Source organism: Paraburkholderia sp. BR10923 (genome assembly GCF_040948765.1).
Classification (GTDB): domain Bacteria; phylum Pseudomonadota; class Gammaproteobacteria; order Burkholderiales; family Burkholderiaceae; genus Paraburkholderia; species Paraburkholderia youngii.
In genome coordinates this window covers 149,027-170,332 of the sequence record NZ_JBFPKO010000009.1, presented here as the reverse complement: position 1 = coordinate 170,332, position 21,306 = coordinate 149,027, and the positions used below count along the sequence as shown (strand labels likewise).

21 protein-coding genes are annotated in these 21,306 nt (G+C 61.7%); 12 read left to right on the top strand and 9 right to left on the bottom strand.

Going from position 1 to position 21,306, the window contains the following annotated elements:
• Positions 1 to 25: 25 nt before the first annotated feature.
• Entirely contained in the window at positions 26 to 301 is a 276-nt protein-coding gene (locus tag AB3X94_RS19055) for a hypothetical protein (protein WP_368612356.1), read from the bottom strand.
• Positions 298 to 771, bottom strand: a complete 474-nt coding sequence (locus tag AB3X94_RS19050) for a DUF2778 domain-containing protein (RefSeq protein WP_368612355.1) — start codon at positions 769 to 771, stop codon at positions 298 to 300. The genes AB3X94_RS19055 and AB3X94_RS19050 overlap by 4 nt, the downstream gene beginning before the upstream one ends.
• A gap of 256 nt (positions 772 to 1,027) precedes the next feature.
• On the opposite strand from AB3X94_RS19050, the gene coxB reads away from it, so the two are divergent.
• Genes coxB through AB3X94_RS19025 form a run of 5 tightly spaced genes read left to right on the top strand, consistent with a single transcriptional unit; the run spans position 1,028 to position 6,490 of the window.
• Complete coding sequence (coxB, locus tag AB3X94_RS19045) at positions 1,028 to 2,050, top strand: cytochrome c oxidase subunit II (protein ID WP_368612474.1); 1,023 nt, start codon at positions 1,028 to 1,030, stop codon at positions 2,048 to 2,050.
• A gap of 28 nt (positions 2,051 to 2,078) precedes the next feature.
• A complete protein-coding gene (ctaD, locus tag AB3X94_RS19040) occupies positions 2,079 to 4,076 on the top strand; it encodes a cytochrome c oxidase subunit I (protein ID WP_368612354.1) in 1,998 nt (665 codons plus the stop codon).
• A gap of 1 nt (position 4,077) precedes the next feature.
• Complete coding sequence (locus tag AB3X94_RS19035; protein ID WP_368612353.1) at positions 4,078 to 4,719, top strand: heme-copper oxidase subunit III; 642 nt, start codon at positions 4,078 to 4,080, stop codon at positions 4,717 to 4,719.
• A complete protein-coding gene (locus tag AB3X94_RS19030; protein ID WP_368612352.1) occupies positions 4,716 to 5,132 on the top strand; it encodes a hypothetical protein in 417 nt (138 codons plus the stop codon). Before AB3X94_RS19035 ends, AB3X94_RS19030 begins: the two co-directional genes overlap by 4 nt.
• A complete protein-coding gene (locus AB3X94_RS19025) occupies positions 5,132 to 6,490 on the top strand; it encodes a cytochrome c (protein ID WP_368612351.1) in 1,359 nt (452 codons plus the stop codon). The genes AB3X94_RS19030 and AB3X94_RS19025 overlap by 1 nt, the downstream gene beginning before the upstream one ends.
• Before the next feature lie 16 nt (positions 6,491 to 6,506).
• On the opposite strand, the gene AB3X94_RS19020 is transcribed toward AB3X94_RS19025, so the two are convergent.
• Together AB3X94_RS19020 and AB3X94_RS19015 are read right to left on the bottom strand one after the other, a co-directional pair.
• Positions 6,507 to 6,980 carry a Fis family transcriptional regulator gene (locus tag AB3X94_RS19020; RefSeq protein ID WP_368612350.1) on the bottom strand — a complete coding sequence of 158 codons (474 nt, stop codon included), beginning with the start codon at positions 6,978 to 6,980 and terminating at the stop codon, positions 6,507 to 6,509.
• Between the two features lie 108 nt (positions 6,981 to 7,088).
• Positions 7,089 to 7,829, bottom strand: a complete 741-nt coding sequence (locus AB3X94_RS19015; protein ID WP_176107575.1) for a 3-ketoacyl-ACP reductase — start codon at positions 7,827 to 7,829, stop codon at positions 7,089 to 7,091.
• 378 nt (positions 7,830 to 8,207) lie between these two features.
• On the opposite strand from AB3X94_RS19015, the gene AB3X94_RS19010 reads away from it, so the two are divergent.
• On the top strand, positions 8,208 to 9,899 hold the full coding sequence (locus tag AB3X94_RS19010; protein WP_368612349.1) for a Na/Pi cotransporter family protein: 1,692 nt from the start codon (positions 8,208 to 8,210) through the stop codon (positions 9,897 to 9,899).
• Between the two features lie 273 nt (positions 9,900 to 10,172).
• Positions 10,173 to 10,445: a hypothetical protein gene (locus tag AB3X94_RS19005; RefSeq protein WP_013091148.1), complete on the top strand. Its 273-nt coding sequence runs from the start codon at positions 10,173 to 10,175 to the stop codon at positions 10,443 to 10,445.
• 227 nt (positions 10,446 to 10,672) lie between these two features.
• On the opposite strand, the gene AB3X94_RS19000 is transcribed toward AB3X94_RS19005, so the two are convergent.
• From AB3X94_RS19000 to AB3X94_RS18990, 3 genes are all read right to left on the bottom strand, one after another.
• Entirely contained in the window at positions 10,673 to 11,074 is a 402-nt protein-coding gene (locus AB3X94_RS19000; protein WP_176379642.1) for a DUF3597 domain-containing protein, read from the bottom strand.
• 114 nt (positions 11,075 to 11,188) lie between these two features.
• Positions 11,189 to 11,479, bottom strand: a complete 291-nt coding sequence (locus AB3X94_RS18995; protein ID WP_368612348.1) for a hypothetical protein — start codon at positions 11,477 to 11,479, stop codon at positions 11,189 to 11,191.
• Positions 11,480 to 11,570: 91 nt separating this feature from the next.
• Positions 11,571 to 11,819 carry a porin gene (locus AB3X94_RS18990; protein WP_368612347.1) on the bottom strand — a complete coding sequence of 83 codons (249 nt, stop codon included), beginning with the start codon at positions 11,817 to 11,819 and terminating at the stop codon, positions 11,571 to 11,573.
• An 845-nt stretch (positions 11,820 to 12,664) separates the two neighbouring features.
• Between AB3X94_RS18990 and AB3X94_RS18985 the strand changes: the two genes are divergently transcribed.
• The 5 genes from AB3X94_RS18985 (at position 12,665) to AB3X94_RS18965 (ending at position 18,828) form a co-directional block, all read left to right on the top strand.
• Complete coding sequence (locus AB3X94_RS18985; RefSeq protein ID WP_176107578.1) at positions 12,665 to 14,431, top strand: tannase/feruloyl esterase family alpha/beta hydrolase; 1,767 nt, start codon at positions 12,665 to 12,667, stop codon at positions 14,429 to 14,431.
• Between the two features lie 536 nt (positions 14,432 to 14,967).
• A complete protein-coding gene (locus AB3X94_RS18980; RefSeq protein ID WP_368612346.1) occupies positions 14,968 to 16,323 on the top strand; it encodes an MFS transporter in 1,356 nt (451 codons plus the stop codon).
• Positions 16,324 to 16,394: 71 nt separating this feature from the next.
• Positions 16,395 to 17,420: an amidohydrolase family protein gene (locus AB3X94_RS18975; RefSeq protein ID WP_368612345.1), complete on the top strand. Its 1,026-nt coding sequence runs from the start codon at positions 16,395 to 16,397 to the stop codon at positions 17,418 to 17,420.
• A gap of 2 nt (positions 17,421 to 17,422) precedes the next feature.
• Positions 17,423 to 18,106, top strand: a complete 684-nt coding sequence (ligK, locus tag AB3X94_RS18970; RefSeq protein ID WP_176107581.1) for a 4-carboxy-4-hydroxy-2-oxoadipate aldolase/oxaloacetate decarboxylase — start codon at positions 17,423 to 17,425, stop codon at positions 18,104 to 18,106.
• 5 nt (positions 18,107 to 18,111) lie between these two features.
• A complete protein-coding gene (locus AB3X94_RS18965; RefSeq protein WP_368612344.1) occupies positions 18,112 to 18,828 on the top strand; it encodes a substrate-binding domain-containing protein in 717 nt (238 codons plus the stop codon).
• A gap of 64 nt (positions 18,829 to 18,892) precedes the next feature.
• Here the strand turns inward: AB3X94_RS18965 and AB3X94_RS18960 are convergent, their stop codons facing one another.
• Positions 18,893 to 19,909 (bottom strand): ATP-grasp fold amidoligase family protein, encoded by a 1,017-nt coding sequence (locus AB3X94_RS18960; RefSeq protein WP_176107583.1) that lies wholly within the window; start codon positions 19,907 to 19,909, stop codon positions 18,893 to 18,895.
• A 60-nt stretch (positions 19,910 to 19,969) separates the two neighbouring features.
• Complete coding sequence (locus tag AB3X94_RS18955; protein ID WP_176107584.1) at positions 19,970 to 20,902, bottom strand: helix-turn-helix domain-containing protein; 933 nt, start codon at positions 20,900 to 20,902, stop codon at positions 19,970 to 19,972.
• Between the last annotated feature and the right edge of the window lie 404 nt (positions 20,903 to 21,306).

The window sequence follows — 21,306 nt, the reverse complement described above, 5'->3', positions numbered from 1 at the left end:
AGCGATTGTTTCCACCGCGAGATGGCTAGTCGTCATGCTTTCGCTGACCACGCTTCTTGCTTCGCCACACAAACAGAACTGCTGCGGCGAAACCTAGCACGATTGCGGCCGACGACATGAGGAAGGCGAGGTCGGATTCCTGATATGCCGTCTTGACCCCGTACATACGGACCGCCAATTTCCATATCGGATTCGAAAAGTTCAAGGGCGCTTCTGGATTCATCATCCACCACAGCGCATTGGCAAAGATTGCGAGCAGTAAGGCGAAACCGACCGCGAGAAAAGTTAGGACTTTTTTCATCTCACAATCACTTCACCGTACGCTTTAAGTTCCGATCCAGGCACAGATACTTTCGGCGTGTTGGTAAATATCGAACGAATATGATGCCAGTCTGCGAGTCGGTCGATAGTTATGCAGCCCTCGCTTCTCCCCAATCGGCCCTTCGGATGCAATCGGAACTGGCCACGAATGATACCTTCGCATAAGACTTTATCGTCGTCGATATTAGCGTCGATAGCGTAGAGCGCGAACCATTCGCTCTTATTATTGCCATTCAGGTTAAGCCGATCTTTCCATGGTCCCAGAATGCCTTCGGATCTACGGTCAAAAATATAATATCTGCCGACGGGAATGGCGCCGATCTTCGGCGTGCACATTCCAGCCGCCTTGTTGATATAACTCCCCTGCCCAGAGTATGCAGGAAACGATAGAGCGCCAATCCGAAATTCGCTCATTGGCTTGCCATTCAATTCGAACGTGCATTGAAACACCGGTCCTCCAGATTGTCCGATAACAGTGAACTCGTAAATAATTAAGTTATGCAGAGCGGCATTCTAAAGGCGATTTTTTTTGAGAAGGAAACTATTAAACTAAATTATTCACGGCAACAGCTCGGCGCTCGCGGCCTGATTTTTGCTGACCTGCTTGGGCGTCGTCTCGTTCGCAGGGGGCGGCGCGTGTTGAAAGCTCATCACCAGCGGGGTCCCAGTGGCAGCAGCGCAAGCATCCGGAACGTCAGGACGGCGCATCAGGCGGGGCAGCGTCACGTCGTTAGCGGCGCTGGCTAGCGCGTCCGCAAACTCCGCGCACGCCTACCCGGTAGCACCGCTGAACTACTTCCTGCACGCAGCGGGCCCGGCGGCCCGTCCGACGCTTTACCTCGGCTGGGTTTTCACCGCGATCGTGACGCTGGTCACGCTGATCGTCGCCGGTCTGTTGATCGGCGCGATGGTCCGCAAGCGTCCCGCGGCGCAACCGGATGCGCTCAGCGCCGAGCCCGGCGGCATCCGCTGGGTGTTCATCGGTACCGCGGTGTCGTCGGTCGTGCTGCTGGCGATGCTGGTCTATGCCCTGATCACGCTCGAATCGGTGGCGTCGCCCGCGTCGTATCCGCAATTGACGATCACCGTGACCGCTTACGACTGGTGGTGGAAGGCCGATTACAGTGACGATCCGAACCCGGCCCGCAACTTCAGTACCGCGAACGAGATTCACATTCCGGTCGGTGAACCCGTGAAGATCCAGCTCAAAAGCGCGGACGTCGTGCACGCGTTCTGGGTACCGCAACTGGCGGGCAAGACGCAGACGATTCCGGGGCAAACCAACGAGCAGTGGATTCAGGCGGACCGTCCCGGCATTTATCGTGGGCAGTGCTCGCAGTTCTGCGGCGCGCAGCACGCGCATATGGCGTTCGAGGTGATCGCGCAGGACGCTGCCGACTTCAACGCGTGGCGCGACGCGCAGGGACGCGCGGCCAGCGTGCCCACTGGCGATGCGGCGGTCGCGGCCGGCCAGCATCTGTTCGAAGAGCGCTGCGCGGGCTGCCACACGATTCGCGGCACCAAGGCCACCGGCGTGCAGGCCCCCGATCTGACGCATCTCGGCTCGCGCCGGATGATCGCGGCGGGCGCGCTCAGCAACACGCCCGACCATCTGCTCGACTGGATCGAGCACGCGCAGCGAATCAAACCCGATGGATTGATGCCCAGTATCGCGCTGACCACCAGCGAGGCCGCCGCGATGTCGGCGTATCTGGCGACGCTGCATTGAAGCGCATCGCACGCGAGGAGCCCGTTCAATGTCCGATCATCCCGGTTCCGCTTCACTGCCCGCACTGACCCGCACGCCGCAGCGCGGCCGCGTCGAACCCGGCAGCGAGCAGGAAAAGCGGCTGCGCGAAATCTGGGAGTCGCGGCCCGGCTGGCGGGGCTGGTTCTCGACGGTCGATCACAAGACCATCGGCCTGCGCTACCTGGTGACCGCATTCGTCTTCCTGCTGATGGGCGGTGTCGAAGCGCTGATCATGCGCGTTCAACTGGCGCGTCCCAACGCAACGGTGCTCACGCCCGAACAGTACAACCAGCTGTTCACGATGCACGGACTGACGATGATCTTTCTGTACGCGCTGCCCGTTCTGTCCGGCTTCTCGAACTACATCTGGCCGCTCGTGCTCGGCGCGCGCGACATGGCCTTTCCGCGCCTGAACGCGCTGTCGTATTGGGTGTTCCTGTTCGCCGGCATCTTCCTGTATGCGAGTTTTCCGACCGGCCAGGCCCCCGACGCAGGCTGGTTCAACTACGTGCCGCTGTCCGGCCTCGAATACAGCAACGGCCCGAACATCGACGTGTATGCGCTCGGCATGGTCCTGCTCGGTATTTCGACGACGGTCGGCTCGATGAACTTCGTCGTCACGCTGCTGAGGATGCGCGCGCCGGGCATGTCGCTCGATCGCGTGCCGGTGCTCGTGTGGGGCACGCTGACCGCGTCGGGCGGCAATCTGTTGGCGGTGCCTTCGGTGAGCCTCGCGTTTCTGATGCTGTGGATGGACCGCCGCATCGGCACGCATTTCTTCGACGTGCTCAATAGCGGGCGTCCGTTGCTATGGCAGCACTTGTTCTGGATTTTCGCGCACCCGTGGGTCTACGTGGTCGTATTGCCGGCGATGGGCATCGTGTCGGATGCGCTGCCGGTCTTTTGCCGCCGGCCGCTGGTCGGCTATGGGCCGGTCGCGTTGGCGACGGTCGCGACGATGGTGCTCGGCTTTGCCGTGTGGATCCACCATATGTTCGCGACCGGCATCCCCGCGCTCGCGCTGTCGTTCTTCGGCTCGGCCAGCATGGTGATCGCGGTGCCGAGCGCGGTCGCGACGTTCGCGTGGGTCGCGACGATCTGGACCGGCCGCCCCGTGTATCGCGTGCCGTTCCTGTTTTTCGCGGGCTTCGTGCTGCTGTTCGTGATCGGCGGTGTCTCCGGCGTGATGACGGCTGCGGTGCCGTTCGACTGGCAACTCACCGACACCTACTTCGTGGTCGCGCATCTGCACTACGTGCTGCTCGGCATCAACGTGTTTCCGGTGATCGGCGGCATCTACTTCTGGTTTCCGAAGTTCACCGGCAGGATGACGAACGAGCGTCTCGGCAAGCTCGCGTTCTGGGTGCTGTTCATCGGCTTCAACGTCGCGTTCTTTCCAATGCATATCGCGGGACTGCTCGGCATGCCGCGCCGCATGTACACGTATCCCGCCGACATGGGCTGGAATACGGTGAACCTCGTCACGTCGCTCGGTTCGTTCCTGTTTGCGGCCGGCGTGCTGCTGTTTCTGATCGATATCGCGGTGAGCCTGAAGCGCGGCAAGCTCGCCGGCAACAATCCGTGGGATGCGCCGACGCTCGAATGGTCGGTCAGCTCGCCGCCGCCGCCGTACAACTTCGCGGTGGTGCCGACGCTCGCGAGCCGGCATCCATTGTGGGAAGGACGCGTCGAAGAGCCGGGGGAGGCGGTTCAAGCGCGCTCGCAACTCGACGAAGGCTATCTGCTCGCGCAAGGTCGCGAAGCGTTGGGCACGACCGCACTGGAGGCGAGTCCCGACGTGATCCTGAAGATGCCAGAAGATTCATACGCGCCGTTCTGGCTCGCGGTCTTTGCCGCGCTACTGTTCGCGGGGCTCGCGTTGACCGCGTGGGTTTTCGTGGGCGCGATGCTGGCCGGTTGCGCGGTGTCGATCATCACGTGGCTGTGGCCCGAGCGCGCGCTGATCCAGCGCGAGCCGGTCCCGGTCGAGGATGCGGGAGGCTGACATGAGCGATGCACTGAATTTCAATCGCGCATCGAGCGAACCGGACCAGACCGCGCGAGCATTGCCGGTTGGCAGCGCGGGCGAGCGGTCGAGCGGCTGGTGGGGCTGCTTCACGCTGATCGCGACCGAAGGCGCGCTGTTCGGCTATCTGATCTTCTCGTATCTGTATCTGGCGTCGCAAAGCCAGCAGCATTGGCCGCCCGAGGGATTGCCGAAACTCGGGCTCGGCAGCGCGAACACGGTCATTCTGCTGTCGAGCAGCGTGTTCGTCTGGTTCTGCGAGCGCTGCGTGCGCCGGCGGCGGTTGCGGCTGGGTGTCGCGTCGATGGCGGTGGGCATCGTGCTGGGCTGCATCTTCATGGGCATTCAGTTGCGCGAATGGCATAACCACCCCTATGGCCTGACCTCGCACCTGTATGGCTCGCTGTACTTCACGATTACCGGCTTTCACATGGCGCACGTGCTGGTCGGAATCGTCGTGCTGACCCTGCTGGCGATCTGGACCGCGCTCGGCTATTTCGACGACAAGCGCTGCGTGGCGCTGTCGATCGGCGGACTGTATTGGCACTTCGTCGATGTCGTGTGGCTGTTCATTTTCAGCACGCTGTATCTGACGCCGTATCTGTTCCGGGAGTGGTCATGACGACGGTGCCCCGAGACTCCCACATCTCGATGCGCTACGTGCTGATCGGTCTGCTCGCGGCGCCGTTCGCGTGGCTGTTGCAGATGATGCTCGCGGAAACGCTCGCCGCGCAGGCCTGCTATCCGCACAACCATCCGCTCGGCGCGCCGCTCGTGTCGTGGATACGTCCGGCGATCGTCGCGCTCGGCACGGTGTGTCTGGTCGCGGGCGCGTTCGGCACGTGGGTCGCATGGCGCAATCTGCGCCGCGTCGCGCCGCTGAAACTCGGTGGGCTGAACGGCGAGCGTCGCACGCGCGCCGAACTCGACTGGTTTCTGACGCACGTCGCGGTGATGACCAGCATGCTATTTCTGTTCGCATTGATCGCAACGGATGTCGCGGTCGCGATCGTGTCGCCGTGCAGGTGGTGGTGATGAAGCGCGACGTTCTCGACACGGTTAGGTACGGCATCGTGGCCGCATGCGCGCTGACGATAGCAGCGGCGGCACACGCCGCCAGCGCGGCCGACGCGACGGCAAACGCCGCCAGCCCCTCGACCGACGCCGCGCAGATCGCCCGCGGCGCATATCTCGCCAAAGCCGCCGATTGCGCCGGTTGCCACACCGCCGCGCCGCGCGTCCCGCATCCGGGCGCGGCGCCTGAAGCTACGCCGCCGTTTGCCGGCGGCCTCGGCATGGGATCGCCGTTCGGCACGATCTATACGTCGAACATCACGCCGGACCCGCAATACGGCATCGGCCGTTATAGCTATGACGACTTCGCGCGCGCGTTGCGCGAGGGCATCGCGCCCGGGGGCAAGCGGCTTTATCCGGCGATGCCGTACCCGTCGTTCGCGAAGATCACCGACGACGACATGCACGCGCTCTACGCCTACTTCATGCACGGCGTGCAACCGGTCGCGGTGCCGGCCCCGCAAACGCGCTTGCCGTTTCCCTTCAATCAGCGCTGGGTGTTGATGTTCTGGGACTGGGTGTTCGTACCGAAAGGCCAGTTCAAGGCCGATGCGAAACATGACGCGCAGTGGAATCGCGGTGCGTATCTGGTGCAATCGCTTGGCCATTGCGGCGCCTGCCACACGCCGCGCGGACCCGCCTACGAAGAGCGCGGCTATGACGAATCGGCATCGGCCTATCTGACGGGTGGCACCAACGACCACTGGTTTGCGCCGAACCTGAGCGCCGACCCAGGTTCGGGGCTCGGCCGAAGTTCCGCGGCCGACATCGTCGACTTCCTGCGACACGGTCACGGCGGCGGACTCATCACGTTCGGCAGCATGGTGCAGGTCGTCGAAGACAGCACGCAGTACCTGAACGACGACGATCTCGCGGCGATCGCCGCGTATCTGAAGAGCCTGCCGTCGCACGCGCCGAGCGGCAATTTCAACGCACGCTCCAGCGCCGCGCAGCAAACCGTGCAGGCGCTGAAAACCGGCGATGTGGAAAGACCCGGCGCGGGCATTTATGCATCGTATTGCGCGCGCTGTCATCAGATGGACGGGGCCGGGGTGCCGCATAAGTACCCGCGCCTCGCGGGCAATCCCGCGGTGCTGTCGGCATCGAGCGCGTCACTGGTGCGGTTGCTGGTCGAGGGCGGCGGCAGTCCACATACCGAGTCGGGACCGGAGCCGCACAAGATGCCGTCTTTCGCCGGCAAGCTCACGGACACGGAAATGGCCCGTGTGCTCACCTTTGTTCGAACCACATGGGGAAATGCGGCCGGACCGGTCACGCGAAACGATGTATCTAATGTGCGCGGCGCATTGCACAAGTAAATGCCAACACGCGTCGTTATGCGGTGTTCTCGCTGTCGACGTCACCGTGGCCATTGGCGGCGCTGAACAGGGTCTTCAGCTTCGCGTTGACCGCGATCAACTCTCCCACTGGCGTCACCGCGAGTTGCTGATCGAAGAGCGTGAGGACCTGACCGAGCAGCGCGTAGGCGTCGTGATCGACCACGCAGATGCCGGTTTCGAGTCCCGCCTGGCGGCAGCGCAGAATCACGCTCTCCGCGTCGCGAAACAGCTCGGGTACGGCCGAACCATAGCCGCGCTGATTCAGCAGCATCGCCATGTAAATGGCCTGCGCCATGCTGCCGACGTGATAGTGATTGGCGACGCCGCTGCGTAATGCTTCGAGCGTCATGTGATAGTCGAGCGAGATTTCGCCTGCTTTGGCAGGCACGATCGGGCGCAGCATCGCCTTCGGGCGGGTGCGCGGCGACTTCGCGGGTGCGGCGCGAGTACGGCTCGCTTTTCTGGTCATATGCTCACTGAGGCGGCCGGCTTGCGCCGGGCCGCTAAACCATCACGGAACCTGACAACGTCGATAACGGAACACGGCTGCGCCGCGTCACACGCGGCGCCGTTCCCGTTAGCCCATATGCAGACCGCCGTTCAGCGAGAAATCCGCTCCGGTCGCAAAGCCCGCTTCATCCGACGCGATCCACGCGACGATCGACGCAATCTCTTCCGGCGTACCGAGACGCCGTACCGGAATCGTCGCGACGATTTTTTCCAGCACCTCCGGACGGATGGCCTTGACCATGTCGGTGCCGATATAGCCGGGCGACACGGTGTTGACCGTCACGTTCTTGGTGGCCACTTCCTGCGCGAGCGCCATCGTGAAGCCGTGAATGCCGGCCTTGGCGGTGGAGTAGTTGGTCTGCCCGAATTGGCCTTTCTGGCCGTTGACGGACGAGATGTTGATGATGCGTCCAAAGCCCCGGCCGACCATGCTCTCGATGACCTGTTTGGTCACGTTGAACAGACTCGTGAGATTGGTGTCGATCACCGCTTGCCAGTCTTCGTAGGTCATCTTGCGGAACATGCCGTCGCGCGTGATGCCCGCGTTGTTGACGAGCACGTCGACTTCGCCCACTTCCGTCCTGACCTTCTCGAACGCTTTCGCGGTGGACTCCCAATCCGCGACGTTGCCTTCCGAGGCGATGAAGTTAAAGCCGAGCGCCTTCTGATCTTCCAGCCATCGGGCTTTGCGCGTCGAGTTCGGTCCGCAGCCCGCAATGACGGTGTAGTTCTCTTTGTGCAAGCGCTGGCAGATGGCGGTTCCGATACCACCCATGCCGCCGGTTACGTATGCAACACGATTTGCCATAAGTCCTCCTTCTTGTTTGGGGTGAGTTGAGCAAGTTTGATTGGAGGATGGACCTATTATTGGCAGCGGCAAACGGTCGGGACGATGGGCATTTTCACCTACGGGTTAACTGCCAATTCGGATGCCGGAATCGTTGTTTGACGAGGCAATTAATTATCTTGATTGACGGTTGAATGCTTCGCGAACTCCGCGGTCCCGATGCCGCCGGCCGCTTTCCTGTCCTTGCCTGCGCGCCGTCTTCCTCATACCCTTAGCGTTAGCCTTAAGTAGCTGCCCCGGACACAGCGCGGCAGACCGCCGGCACGGCCGTCGATCCCGGGGAGCGAAGCCGTCCCTTGCTCCCGCATCTATTCGTGTGATCATCAGAGGCACATCAGGATGACTGATTATCTTGCTGACATCGATCCCGACAAGTTGAACATCCTTGGGATCTTCGGGCTGTTGATCGGCGGCCTCGCGCTGTTTCTTCTCGGGCTGGAGTTCTTGACCGGCGGGCTCAAGGCGATCGCGGGATCGAAGTTGCAGTCGTTGATCGGCGTGCTGACCGCGAACCGGTTTCGCGGCGTGTTGGCGGGTGCCATCGTGACCGCGCTGCTGAACTCGTCGACCATCACGACGGTGCTGATGGTCGGCTTCGTGTCCGCCGGGCTGATGACACTTGCCCAGTCGGTGCCGATGATCATGGGCGCGAACATCGGCTCGACCATCACCGCGCAGATCATCGCCTTCGACGTTTCGCGCCTGACGCCCTACATGCTCTCGATCGGCTTCGTGCTGCACGCGTTTGCTCCGCGCGAGCTGCTGCGGCAGATCGGCCGCGTCGTGATGGGGCTGGGGCTGCTGTTCATGGGCATCCAGCTGATGGGCGAGTCCACGCATCCGTTGCGCACGTACCAGCCGTTCATCGACGCGATGCAGGACATGCGCAATCCGCTCGTCGGCGTCATCGTGGGGGCGGTCTTCACCGCGATCGTGCAAAGCTCGGCGGCGACGCTCGCGGTCGTAATTGCGCTGAGCGGGCAGGGCCTGATGCCGCTCGAGGCCGCCATCACGCTGATTCTCGGCGCGAATGTCGGCACCTGCGGCACGGCCTTGCTCGCTTCGATCGGCAAGCCGCCGGAGGCGGTGCAGGTGGGCGTCGTGCATCTGGTGTTCAATGTGCTCGGCGTCGTGATCGCGCTCTTCCTGATTCCTCAGATGGCGGAATTCGTACGCTGGATATCGCCGGCGCATCCGGACCTGCAGGGCCTCGAACGCCTCGCGGCCGAGGCGCCGCGCCAGGTAGCCAATGTGCATACGCTGTTCAGCGTGGCGAACACGCTGCTGCTGATCTGGTTTACCGGTCCCATCGCGCGGTTCGCGCAACTGGTCGTGCCGCAGCGTGCGAAGCCCGCCAAACCCGCGGGCGATCCGCAGTATCTCGACGAGTCGGTATTGACGGTGCCGGCGCTTGGATTGCAGCGCGTGCGCATCGAGCTGACCCGGCTCGGCATGCAGGTGCTCGAGGTCGTGCAACGCGGCTCCCAGATGGTGTCGACGGGCACGATGGAAGAGATCAATCAGATGCTCGATAAGGACAAGGAGAGCGATCGGCTCTCCTTCGAGATTCTTCAATATATCGGTCGCCTGTCGAAGGGGGAGCACTCGGAGGAGGAAGGTCAGCAGATGGTCGGCTATACGCAGGTCACGAGCCACCTCGAAAGCATCAGCGGCATTGTCGGCACGACGCTGCTCAGCGTCGCGCAGCAGCGAATGACGCAGCAGATCGACCTGTTGCGCCTGCGCGATGCGGCGACCACGCAGTTTTCCGAGGCGGTGATCCGCAATCTCGAGCAGGCGATCCGCACGATCGAGGCGCCCGCTCCGGAGGAAGTCGCAAAGGTCATCGACGCGAAAGCCGGCATCGAGAAGCTCGCCGCGACCGCGCGTCAGGTCGTGCTCGCGAAGCTTCAGTTGGCCGACAAGACGGACGTCGTCACGTTCCGGCTGGCGATGGATCTGATCGAGCAGGGCCGGCAGATCGCGCAGTTTGCGCGGGCCATTGCGAAAAACGTGGCGGCGCTTCAATAGATTCAATGGCGATCGATATATTCGTGCGGAACTGATCGCCAGCACACGTAGGTGCGGGTTGCATGACGGTTAAACTTGTGGCGTGTCATCCTCGTGACACGCTTTCAAAGAGAGTGGGATTGCCCGCCTTTGCTGTGCGGGCTTTTTTCTTGTCGCGCGGGTTGTGGTATCAGTAGTGAAGCTTGCAACGCCTGTAACGATTTAACACACGCCGCGTCCATTATTTGATAGCCTTTGTCGCAGCAGAGCATTGAACTCAAGGAGGGATTCACCATGATAAGGTGGCTTGCTAACTGGGCTTCACAACATGCTCCTACTCCCGAGAAACAGGCCGAACGCGCGCTGAACAACTTGCGCATGGAACTGTTTCAGGCCGAACAGCTGGTGCTCGACGCACAGCTGCGTGCCGATTACTATCGGGCTCGCTTGACCTTCCTCGAAGAAGTCACGAGAAAGGGAATCGAACAGGTATCGGACGAACGCAAGGCTCCTCTGGAGCCTCCCCAGCCACTCCGGCCGGGACTCAAGCTCACCGCGGCGCAATAGCCGCGTATATTCCCATCGCAATCCGTTCGGTCAGCCGCGTTTGAATACGTGGGCTGACGGCAATCGTGCTGTCCAGGGCGCGTGCAATGCGCGTTTTTTGCCAGCCGATTGTGCGAGCATTGATTGCCGCGCCGAGAAGGTTCGAGTTGCCCGGTTCAGTGCTTCGACCGGGCAACTTCGTTTGAGCGATTGATTTTTACTGCGGGTAAACGCCTGCTTTGTCGTGCCTAGCTTGCCAGATCGGGCGGCAGCTTGCCGCCGTTTGCAGCGAGCGCCTGCATCACCTGCTTGTGCAGCCAGATGTTCATGCTCGCTGAGTCGTTCATATCCCCGCTGTACTTCAATTCCTGCGCAAGCTGCTTGCGGTGTTCGAGACTGCTGTCGACGCCGAGCGCCTTCATCGTGTCGACAATCGACGTACGCCAGTTCAACGTCTGTCCGCTTTCGCTGACGAGTTGATCCATCACGGCGGCCACGTCGACGTCGGTCAGCGGTGCGGGTGCGGCGGGCGCGTTGGGCGTCGCGGCTTGCGCGGCGGCCGGGTCGGGGGTGGCTTCCGTCGCGGGGGGAGGTTGGTCCGGCTTCGCTTTGCCGAACAGCTTGTGCACGATGTCACCAAAAATACTCATTTCCGAAATCTCCGCGGTTGAATGACGAATGCGAGTGGGGGCGCTCGCGGGACATGCCCCCGATATGCTACGCGTCTAGCACGCTGAAAAACGTAATATTTTGTCAGCCGGTCGTCATTCGGCGTGCTCACGGTCGAACTGCCATACCGCTGGGAAGCCCATCGATTTGCACATTCCGGAGAACGGGTACATGGTGTCTTCCACCTGCGTGGTGCCGCGCTGCGCCTCGATCTGGTCGTAGACATCTTGCAGTGCTATCGCGACCGCGAGAAAGCCCGATGCCGGATAAATCGCAATCGAAAAACCGAGCTTCTGCAATTCAGCGGGCATCAGTTGCGGCGTGCGGCCGCCTTCGACGATGTTCACGAGCAGCGGCGTATCGAACGTGCGTGCGATCGTCTCCAACTCGTCGACCGTTTCCGGTATCAGAAGTGCATATGCAAGCCGACTCGTGCGATAGCCTGGGTCTGGCCGCTCGATGCGCCGTCCGCGCTGTTCATGCCGTTGATCTGCGCGAAGCCGCCCGAGCTTGTGCGCGCTGGTACAGGCCCATCACGTAGACGCTCGTGCGCTTCGACAGCGAGTAGTCGACAATCGCCGCGACCTGGTGCGCGTGATTATTGTCGACGACCGAATTGCCCTTCATGTACATATACGACGCGCCGGTGGCGAGTGCCGGTGTGAACCGGTACAGCACGCCGACCGAGGCTTCATAGACCGAGCCGCCATTCGCCGAGTTGTGCACCCGTGAGAATGGCGAGCGCGATCTGCGTCTTCTTGATTGATTTGATCTCCTTTCTATATTTCGTCATGCCAAGCGAAGTCGTATGGATATGGTGGTATTGGCGGGCTGTCAGACATCGCGGGGTTTACGCGAACTCGCGAGGCGGCGCTCCGACTATTTCATCTCCGACTATGTGTGGCAGTTCATTGCAATAAAAGCTTTGCGTTTGCATCGCGGCAACAAGATGTTTTGCTTGCCGTAAAGCAGACGAATGGAAGGTGTAAGAGGCTGAAATGTCACGACAAACGCATCAATAAACAAAACAGAAAGCTTTTCGCGTAGATTCGCAACGCGATTGGAAATAGCGTTTCGGCTTTCTTCCTCATTACTTCGTGGAAGTCATTCGCGACTCGTAGTGCTACCGACTACTGATTTCAATTTGTTTCTTTTCGCATCTAAAAAAATTATTGGGTGCGACCGTGGGAGTTGGCGGTGCACGCTCGAATCGGTTTGCGGCGCCGCTTGTCATTCCTTGTGCCATCGGCTCGAGCGTGGTGTCGAGCGTCATCGAGTTCGGCGTGCGAGCGCATCGGAGAGCCGCCGATATCGCTGATCCCTGTGGTTAACCCGCGATTTCCTGTCATTCACCGTCTGGCTAACGTCGCGTCAACCCGGCAAGCCCGTGCGACCGCACCGCCGCGACCGGAAGAACGAGGACGTTTCTAAAAGCCGAAGTACCAAAAGAGGAGATGTGAATCGATGAAGGTGAAGAAGACATGCGTCACGCATCGCGGATGCGTGATGCGCACCGCGAACACACGCACGGGCCCAATAGTGGACCGTGACAACCGCGCAGGAGAACAAGTATGAGAAGACTGCAACCCCTCAAGTTGCTGTCGCGCATCAAGGCGCGCGGCGTTTCACTGCTGACGTTCGTCGGCGTTTGCACGACGGCCGCGATCGTCGCCGCATGCGGTGGCGGTAGCGGTGGCGGCACGCTCACGTACACGCCATTGGCAGCCGTGCAACCGGTCGTCGATTGCTCGAAGCTCGCTTCAATCGATATTACCGACATCGGCGGCGCCGGTAGTTCGATTACCTCGGCGACCGTGACCAACGCAACGGTCAACGGCGCGACGGTCGCGTTCTGCACGGTGAAGGGCACACTCGCTCCGTCGAACACGTTCGAAGTCGCGCTGCCGGTCAGCACATGGACTCAGCGTTTCGCGGAACTCGGTTGCGGTGGTTTGTGCGGCAATCTGAGCGACCCGACCAAGCAAAGCTCGTTCAGCTTCTCGTACCAGTGCCCGCTCGTGCAACAAGGCGGCTTCGTAACGGCGGCGACCGACATGGGTCACTCGGGCCAGGATTCGAGCTGGACCACGGACCCGCAAAAGCAGGCTGACTTCGCGTATCGCGGACAGCACATCACGACGCTCGCCGCGAAAAAGCTGATCAAGGCTTACTACGGACAGACGCAGAAGTATTCGTACTTCATCGGCTGCTCGGACGGCGGCCGCGAAGCGCTGATGGCCGCGCAACGTTATCCGACCGACTACAACGGTATCGTCGCGGGTGCGCCGGCTGCGCACTTCCAGATCCAGAACTCGCTGTATCACGGCTGGAGCGTGAAGTCGCAAAGCACGACCGGCACCAGCGCAGGCAATGCGATTCTGTATGCCGACAAGGCGACGCTGCTGCATAAAGCCGTCGCGGCGGCATGCGGCGGCGGCAGCGGCGCGGCCGACGGCCTGATCGCCGATCCGCGTACCTGCCATTTCGACCCCGCGACGATCCAGTGCGCGAGCGGCGCGACGAGCACCAGCAACTGCCTGACCGCGGCTGAAGTCACGACAGCGAAGGCCATTTACAGCGGTCCGACCGATGCGACGACCGGCGAGTACATGCTGGCGGGTTCGCCGCAGTATGGTTCGGAAGCGAACTGGGTTGGCGTCGAAGTGCCGACGTCGAACTCGACGGATGCACCGGTTTCCGTGACGAAGCTGTTCAGCTATTCGATCGTGACGGGCGCGTACAACCTGATCTTCACGGGCTCGCCGACGATGCCGAGCATCGACACCTTCGGCTACCAGGACGCCAGCTTCTACCCGACTTATCTGAAGGCGAACCATCCGTTCATCGACGCGACGAGCCCGGACCTGTCCGCGTTCAATGCTGCCGGCGGCAAGCTGATCCTGTGGCACGGCTGGGCGGACCAGCACATCTCGCCGCTGTTCACGATCCAGTACTACGAGGCGATGCAGAACACGATGGGCACGTCGAGCGTGGACCAGTTCGCGCGTCTTTATCTGGTGCCGGGCGTCGGTCACTGTGGTGGCGGCGAAGGCAACCCGAATATCGACCTCGTGTCGAAGATCACCAACTGGGTCGAAGAATCCAGGGTGCCGACTTCCGTGATGACGTATCAGACCGATTCGTCGAACAACGTGACGGCCTCGCGTCCGGTCTATCCGTACCCGGCGGTCGCGAAGTACACCGGTTCGGGCGACTGGCACGACGGCGCGAACTACACGCAAGGCACACCGCTCTACGCGGCAGCCTCGCGTACGTGGGCCGGTTCGAGCTTCTACACGCCTTATGCGCCGGCGACGCGCGGTGTCGCGGCGCCCTGAACCGGGTCTCGCACAGAGCGCTAACTGAGTACGAGCCGGTCCGCGACGCCGGCTCATCCCGAAGCGGCATGGCCGTGACACGGTCATCCGCTTTTTCTTTTGAGCCCTTTTTTCGTGGGGAAAATCCGCTGCCAGCGCGGCGCATTCACGTCGATCGCAAAAGCGGGGCGTCTCGCTGCCGTTCTATGCGAGTTCGTTCCCGCGTCATCTGTTTTGTTTATCAGTTGGTGTGCCAACTGGCGTTCGGCAAGGCTGCTTCGAAGGCCGGTGGGCCTAGGTCGAACCCCGGTCCGGCGCCGCTTTGCGCGAATCGGACAGACTTCGAAGATGCTATGCGGAACGCTGAAAATGCGGATACTCGCTTCGACCATATGGTTAACCCGCGCTTTGGCCCGCGAAGGACGAAACGTACCGTCACGCCAGTTGTTTGAGCAGGGCGTGCAGGGGCCCCATCGCCACGATGGTTACGACGCACTTTGCGAAGCAACCCGCGTCGAGCGCGCGATGAGGCCATTGAAGGAGACAGGAGAGTTTTGATGAGTACTACCAGCGGTAACAGAATTGATATCAAGAAGTTCATCGATGAACGGCCGATCTCGCCCTACCAATGGCTGCTGGTAGTGCTGTGTTTTCTGATCGTGACCGCCGATGGCATGGACGTCGCGATCATGGGTTTCGTCGCACCGTCCATCATTCATGATTGGGGTATTTCGCGTCCCCAATTCGGTCTCGTGATGAGCGCGGCGCCGATCGGTCTGGTGATTGGCGCATTGTTCGCGGGTCCGGCATCGGACCGCATCGGCCGCAAGTGGGTGCTGATTACGTCGGTGTTTCTGTTCGGCGTGTTCACGATCGCGACTGCGTTCACGCAATCGCCGTTTTCGATGGCGGCGCTGCGTCTGTTGAGCGGTGTCGGCCTCGGCGCGGCGATGCCGAACTCGACGACGCTGCTGTCCGAGTACGCACCGCAACGCAAGCGCGCGCTGCTGATCACCGTGATGTTCACGGGCTTCAATCTCGGCTCGGCATTGATCGGCTTCGCGGCCGGCTGGCTGATTCCGGTTCACGGCTGGCGCTCGGTGCTGATTTTCGGCGGCGCGCTGCCGCTCGTGCTGATCCCGTTCCAGATCTGGCTGCTGCCTGAGTCGGCCCGTCTGCTCGCGGTGCGCGGCGCGCCTGCGCAGCGTATCGGCAAGGTGCTCGGCCGCGTGTGCGGCGTACGTTTCGCCGGCAATGAAGCGTTCGTGTCGAACGAACCGCCGCTGCCGACGCGCAAGCCGATCGGCGTGCTGTTCTCGCATGGCTATGGCTCGATGACGATCGCGCTGTGGGTCACGTATTTCATGGGCCTGCTCGTGATCTATCTGCTGACCGGCTGGCTGCCGACGCTGATGAAGGATGCGGGTCTGTCGGTCACCACCGCGGCCAACATCACGGCGATGTTCCAGATCGGCGGCACGATCGGCGCGGTGCTGGTCGGCTGGGTCATGGACAAGGCGCGTCCGGCGCCGGTCATCAGCGCCGCGTATATCGGCGGCGCAGTGTGCGTGCTCGGGCTCGGCTACATCGGCGCGATGTCGTCGTCGCTCGCATTGCTGGTGTTTGCCGCTGGCTTCTGCATGAGCGGCGCGCAAACCGGTCTGAACGCATTTGCGCCCGGCCGCTACCCGACCGTTGCGCGTGCGACCGGTGTGAGCTGGATGCTCGGCATGGGCCGCTTCGGCAGCATCTTCGGCTCGGCGATCGGCGGCGCGCTGCTCGGCTTCGGCTGGCAGTTCGGCGCGATCCTCGCCATGCTTGCGATCCCCGCTACGCTCGCCGCGATCGCCATCCTGGTGAGCCAGCGCGCGGGCGGCACCGGTACGGCGGCGCAGCCGAATACCGCGCATTGACGCGCGCAGGTATGTGGCGCGCGTGCGGTTCGCGCGCGCCGCTGGTTAAATTCATCTACTGAGGAATCACGGTGATCATCGACATTCACGGCCACTACACCACCGCGCCCAAAGCGTTGGAGGCGTGGCGTAACCGCCAGATCGCAGGCATCAAGAGTTCGTCCGAGATGCCGGCGGTGTCGGAATTGCAGATCAGCGACGACGAGTTGCGCGAGTCGATCGAAAACAACCAGTTGAAACTGATGCGCGAGCGCGGCCTCGATCTGACGATCTTCAGTCCGCGTGCGAGCTTCATGGCGCATCACATCGGTGACTTCGAAGTCTCCAGCACGTGGACCGCGATCTGCAATGAACTGTGCTATCGCGTGAGCCAGCTGTTTCCTTCGAACTTCGTGCCGGCCGCGATGCTGCCGCAAAGTCCGGGTGTCGATCCGGTCACCTGTATTCCTGAACTCGTCAAATGCGTCGAGCAGTACGGCAATGTCGCGATCAACCTGAATCCCGATCCATCGGGCGGCCACTGGACCAGCCCGCCGCTGTCGGACCGCTCGTGGTACCCGATCTACGAGAAAATGGTCGAGTACGACATTCCCGCGATGATTCACGTGAGCACGAGCTGCAATGCGTGCTTCCACACCACCGGTTCGCACTACCTGAATGCGGATACCACCGCGTTCATGCAATGCCTGACCTCGGACCTGTTCCGTGATTTCCCGACGCTGCGGTTCGTGATTCCGCACGGCGGCGGCGCGGTGCCGTATCACTGGGGTCGTTTCCGCGGCCTCGCGCAGGAAATGAAGAAGCCGTTGCTGACGGACCATCTGCTGAACAACGTGTTTTTCGACACCTGTGTCTATCATCAGCCGGGCATCGATCTGCTCACGCGGGTGATTCCCGTGGACAACATCCTGTTCGCGAGCGAGATGATCGGCGCGGTGCGCGGCATCGATCCGGAAACCGGCCACTATTTCGATGACACGAAGCGCTACGTTGAAGCCGCGGATATGAACCCGGAGCAGCGCTACAAGATCTACGAAGGCAACGCGCGGCGCGTCTATCCGCGTCTCGATGCCTTGCTGAAAGCGAAGGGGCTGTAATCATGTATGAAATCGGAGTCGTGTATCGCAACATCCAGCGCGCGGACGCGGACGTGGCCGCGAAACTCGGCGCGCTGGGTTCGGCCACCGTGCATGAAGCCATGGGCCGCACGGGCTTGCTCCAGCCGTATATGCGTCCGATCTATACCGGCGCGCGCGCGAGCGGCACGGCCGTCACGGTGCTTTTGCAACCGGGCGACAACTGGATGCTGCACGTCGCGGCCGAACAGATCCGGCCGGGCGACGTCGTCGTCGCGGGTGTCACCGCGGAGAGCACCGACGGCTACTTCGGCGATCTGCTCGCAACCAGCTTCCAGGCGCGCGGCGCGCATGCGCTGATCATCGACGCCGGTGTGCGCGACGTCGGCGTGCTGACCGAAATGAACTTCCCGGTCTGGAGCAAGGCGATTTCCGCGAAGGGCACGGTCAAGGCGACGCTCGGCTCGGTGAACATTCCGGTCGTGTGTGCGGGCGCACTGGTCACGCCGGGCGACGTCGTCGTTGCCGATGACGACGGCGTGGCCGTGGTGCCGGCGGCCGCCGCGCAAGCGGTGCTCGACAAGGCCGCAGCGCGCGAGGCGAACGAAGCCGAGAAGCGCGCGAAACTCGCCTCCGGTGTGCTGGGCCTCGATATGTACAACATGCGCGGGCCGCTCGAGCAGGCTGGACTGCGTTACAAGGACTGACAGGCGTGGTCGCAGAGATCAACGGTCAAGCCGTGCGCGCGCCGATCACCGGCATTTCGTCGATGGCCACGCGCCAGGTGCTCGCCGAACTCGCCGCGTCGTACGAGCGGCGCACCGGGCAGGGCGTCACGATCGAATCGGTCGGCGGCGTCGATGCGGCGCGCCGGGTCGAGGATGACGAAGTCTTCGATATCGTCGTGCTCGCAGCAGACGCGATCGAGCGGCTCGTGGTGACAGGTTGCGTCGAAGCGGCGAGCCGCGTCGGGCTCGCGCGCTCGGGCATCGCGGTAGCTGTCGCGGCCGGAGCGACACACCCGGACATCGCGACCGAAGCGGCGCTGCGCGACGCGATTCTCGGTGCGCGCAGCATCGGTTACTCGACGGGGCCGAGCGGCACGCATCTACTGAAGCTGTTCGAACGCTGGGGCATTGCCGGGCAGATCGCTTCGCGTACCGTGAAGGCGCCGCCGGGTGTGCCGGTCGGCACGCTCGTCGCGCGCGGAGAAGTCGCGCTCGGCTTTCAGCAGATGAGCGAATTGATTCACGTGCCCGGTATCGACGTGCTCGGCGAGCTTCCTGCCGCCATCCAGTCCACCACGACTTTCACCGCCGCGATCTGCACGGCGGCGCGCCACCGCGAAGCGGCGCAGGCGTTACTGACGTTTCTGGTCTCGCGCGAGGCCGACGGCGCAAAGCTGCAAAACGGCATGTCGCCGGCTTGAAGGGGGGCGGCGTTCGCCGCCCCGGCTCGATGGCGGAATCCAAACGCCGCGAATGAAAGCGGATTCAAGCCATCAGCTTGCCCCACTCGTAATCGATACTGTCCGGCGTGAAGGGCAGCACGCCTGCACCGGGCGTAAATGTCAGTTCGCCGAAATAAACGCGGTCGTCCGGTGCATACAGGTCCACTCGCACATAGTCGAAGTCTTCGCACAGACGGACCGCGATATCGAGCACGGCATCCAGATTCGGCGGGCGCGGACCTGGTGCCGCACTGCGCTTGTAGTCGCCGATTGCGATATCGAGGTGATTCCAGTCGACGTCGTACACGTCGCCGTGCGTCGCGGTGCCGAACCGGTCGGAGATCACGAGGATATAGATGATCGGCCCCCCAGGCCGACCGCCGAAGCAGTGCATCTTGAGATCCGCCGGAATCTGGCCGCGCTGATCGAGCAGCAGCTTCTCGAAGAAGACGCGAGGCTCGATCGACCGATAGTGCCGTTCGCGCCCAACGTAATAGAATTCGGTGCGCAGCCACTGGTCGGCAAGCTTCTTCAGCTTGTCGAACGAGGTCTCCGATTTGTTTCTCACCACTTCGACGAAGCTGCTGCCGTGATTGGCTTTCATTACGAAAGCATCGGGCAGCGCGTCGAACACTTCGGGCGTGAATACAGCGGGCGCTGCGATCAGCGGTATCAAATGCTTGTCACCGATCTTCCGGGCAATATAGTCCCGCACCAGCAGCTTGTCGGTCAGCTCGATATAGCGAGGATCAGGGTGAAGATTGCGCTGCAGGATCTTCTCATTGAACGTCACTGGACGAATCAGATTCGGATAACGGCCAGTGCATTTGTGATGTAACAGGCTTAGGAAAAGGGCATCCGGCAATAAGGTCTTCGCCACTTCCTTGATCTTTCTCACGGTAGATGGCGCTTGCCCTTGCGCGAAATGCGCGCCTGCGCGCAGGCCCGGCATCTCACAGGGCGCAGCCACGGCACTGTCAACGGATTGTAGGGAGGCCATGTTTTCCGTCGCGACGGCCGCGTCCTCCGCGGCCAGTTCGGCGGTTTTGATGATCGTCATGTTCTTATCCCTTTTGCGGTCGAGCCGACGAGTCGTGCTCGGAGTAATAGGGAATTGAAATCAAAGCGTCAGCGGCGCTTGCCGCAACATCTCGGTCGCGGCACTCCAGCTTTCCTCCGGTGTCAGCCAGCGTTCTTCCGCGTCCACATGCTGTTGCGCGCGGAATTGCGTCGGCGACATGCCATAGCGCTCCTTGAATAGCCGCCCGAGCCGATTACCGTCGCCCATTCCGCAGCGACGCGCGATCTTGTCGACCGGCAAATCGGTGTTCTTCAGCATCGAGCGAACGATCTCGAAGCGTGTGCGCAGCAGATATTCGAGTGGCGTCATGCCGAACTCGCATTTGAAACGGCGCTGAAAATTGCGCTTGCTCATCGCCACCGACTCGGCCGCCTGGGCAACCGAAATAGCCTTGCTGTAGTTCTCCTTGATCCAGCGCGCCGATTCGCGAATCTTCTCGGTCGTCGTCGTGATATTGACGTCGTCGAGCTCCGAACGGCTCTTCTCGGCGTAGCCGGTTTGCAGGATGCGGCCGATTTTGCGGGCCGTGTCGGTATTGATGTCGCGTTCGATCTGCGCGAGCGCGAGATCCGTCGGCGTCACATTGCTCTGCGTGCGCGCGGCATCACCGCTGTCGTCGAACAGAAAAATCGGCACGATCGATTGCAGCGGATCGTTGCAGACGACCGCGAGATTCGCACCCTGTTGCATGCCGAAAGATGCGATCGATCCTTGCAGTGAGATCCACGACAGAAACCGATCGTTGGATTCCGCCACTTCGGTGACGTCGCGGCAGGCCACGAAGAACGCGTGGAAATCCGCGAGGCAATAGCGTTCGAGGCCTTGCGTCCAGATCGATATGCCGGAAGAACTGGTCACCAGACCACCGCCATCGGATACCACGGTAAACCGGTATGGCGCCTCTTCGCCAGCCGTTCTCTTGAACTCATTGGCAAGCCGGAACGCGTCGCCGATCGCGCCGGTACTTGCCATCGAACAATCCTGAAAGACGAATAGACCAATATGCTTCATCACGCCAGCTTCTCCAGACAGGAAAATCTACGCATTGAGATTAGCGCATCGATTTCTGTCAGACGAGCTTGGCCGGCATGCGCGGGTGTTTTGGCGTAATCGTCAAGATTCGAGAAATTCTTACCTCACTATTCGCTAAACTGCGTGCTACTAATTAACGTTGCGCGGAATTTTTTTCCAGCTCGATTAGCGCGATTTTTGCAGGGGAGAAGCCAGGGCATCGGCGGAATGCGCCGAGTGGCGTGGAATCGGCACGATTTGCGGGATATCAACGGCATTCTTTGCACAGGAACCGCCCATTTGGCGTTCTGTCGCGATGTACGGCGCCTATCGTATAACTCTGTTACAGCAATTGCAGATCGCAA

Excerpts from the sequence above, each read along its gene's own strand:
- AB3X94_RS19055 (WP_368612356.1), bottom strand. The coding sequence starts at position 301 with ATGAAAAAAGTCCTAACTTTTCTCGCGGTCGGTTTCGCCTTACTGCTC.
- ctaD (WP_368612354.1), top strand. The coding sequence starts at position 2,079 with ATGTCCGATCATCCCGGTTCCGCTTCACTGCCCGCACTGACCCGCACG.
- AB3X94_RS19035 (WP_368612353.1), top strand. The coding sequence starts at position 4,078 with ATGAGCGATGCACTGAATTTCAATCGCGCATCGAGCGAACCGGACCAG.
- AB3X94_RS19030 (WP_368612352.1), top strand. The coding sequence starts at position 4,716 with ATGACGACGGTGCCCCGAGACTCCCACATCTCGATGCGCTACGTGCTG.
- AB3X94_RS19025 (WP_368612351.1), top strand. The coding sequence starts at position 5,132 with ATGAAGCGCGACGTTCTCGACACGGTTAGGTACGGCATCGTGGCCGCA.
- AB3X94_RS19020 (WP_368612350.1), bottom strand. The coding sequence starts at position 6,980 with ATGACCAGAAAAGCGAGCCGTACTCGCGCCGCACCCGCGAAGTCGCCG.
- AB3X94_RS19015 (WP_176107575.1), bottom strand. The coding sequence starts at position 7,829 with ATGGCAAATCGTGTTGCATACGTAACCGGCGGCATGGGTGGTATCGGA.
- AB3X94_RS19010 (WP_368612349.1), top strand. The coding sequence starts at position 8,208 with ATGACTGATTATCTTGCTGACATCGATCCCGACAAGTTGAACATCCTT.
- AB3X94_RS19005 (WP_013091148.1), top strand. The coding sequence starts at position 10,173 with ATGATAAGGTGGCTTGCTAACTGGGCTTCACAACATGCTCCTACTCCC.
- AB3X94_RS19000 (WP_176379642.1), bottom strand. The coding sequence starts at position 11,074 with ATGAGTATTTTTGGTGACATCGTGCACAAGCTGTTCGGCAAAGCGAAG.
- AB3X94_RS18985 (WP_176107578.1), top strand. The coding sequence starts at position 12,665 with ATGAGAAGACTGCAACCCCTCAAGTTGCTGTCGCGCATCAAGGCGCGC.
- AB3X94_RS18980 (WP_368612346.1), top strand. The coding sequence starts at position 14,968 with ATGAGTACTACCAGCGGTAACAGAATTGATATCAAGAAGTTCATCGAT.
- ligK (WP_176107581.1), top strand. The coding sequence starts at position 17,423 with ATGTATGAAATCGGAGTCGTGTATCGCAACATCCAGCGCGCGGACGCG.
- AB3X94_RS18960 (WP_176107583.1), bottom strand. The coding sequence starts at position 19,909 with ATGACGATCATCAAAACCGCCGAACTGGCCGCGGAGGACGCGGCCGTC.
- AB3X94_RS18955 (WP_176107584.1), bottom strand. The coding sequence starts at position 20,902 with ATGGCAAGTACCGGCGCGATCGGCGACGCGTTCCGGCTTGCCAATGAG.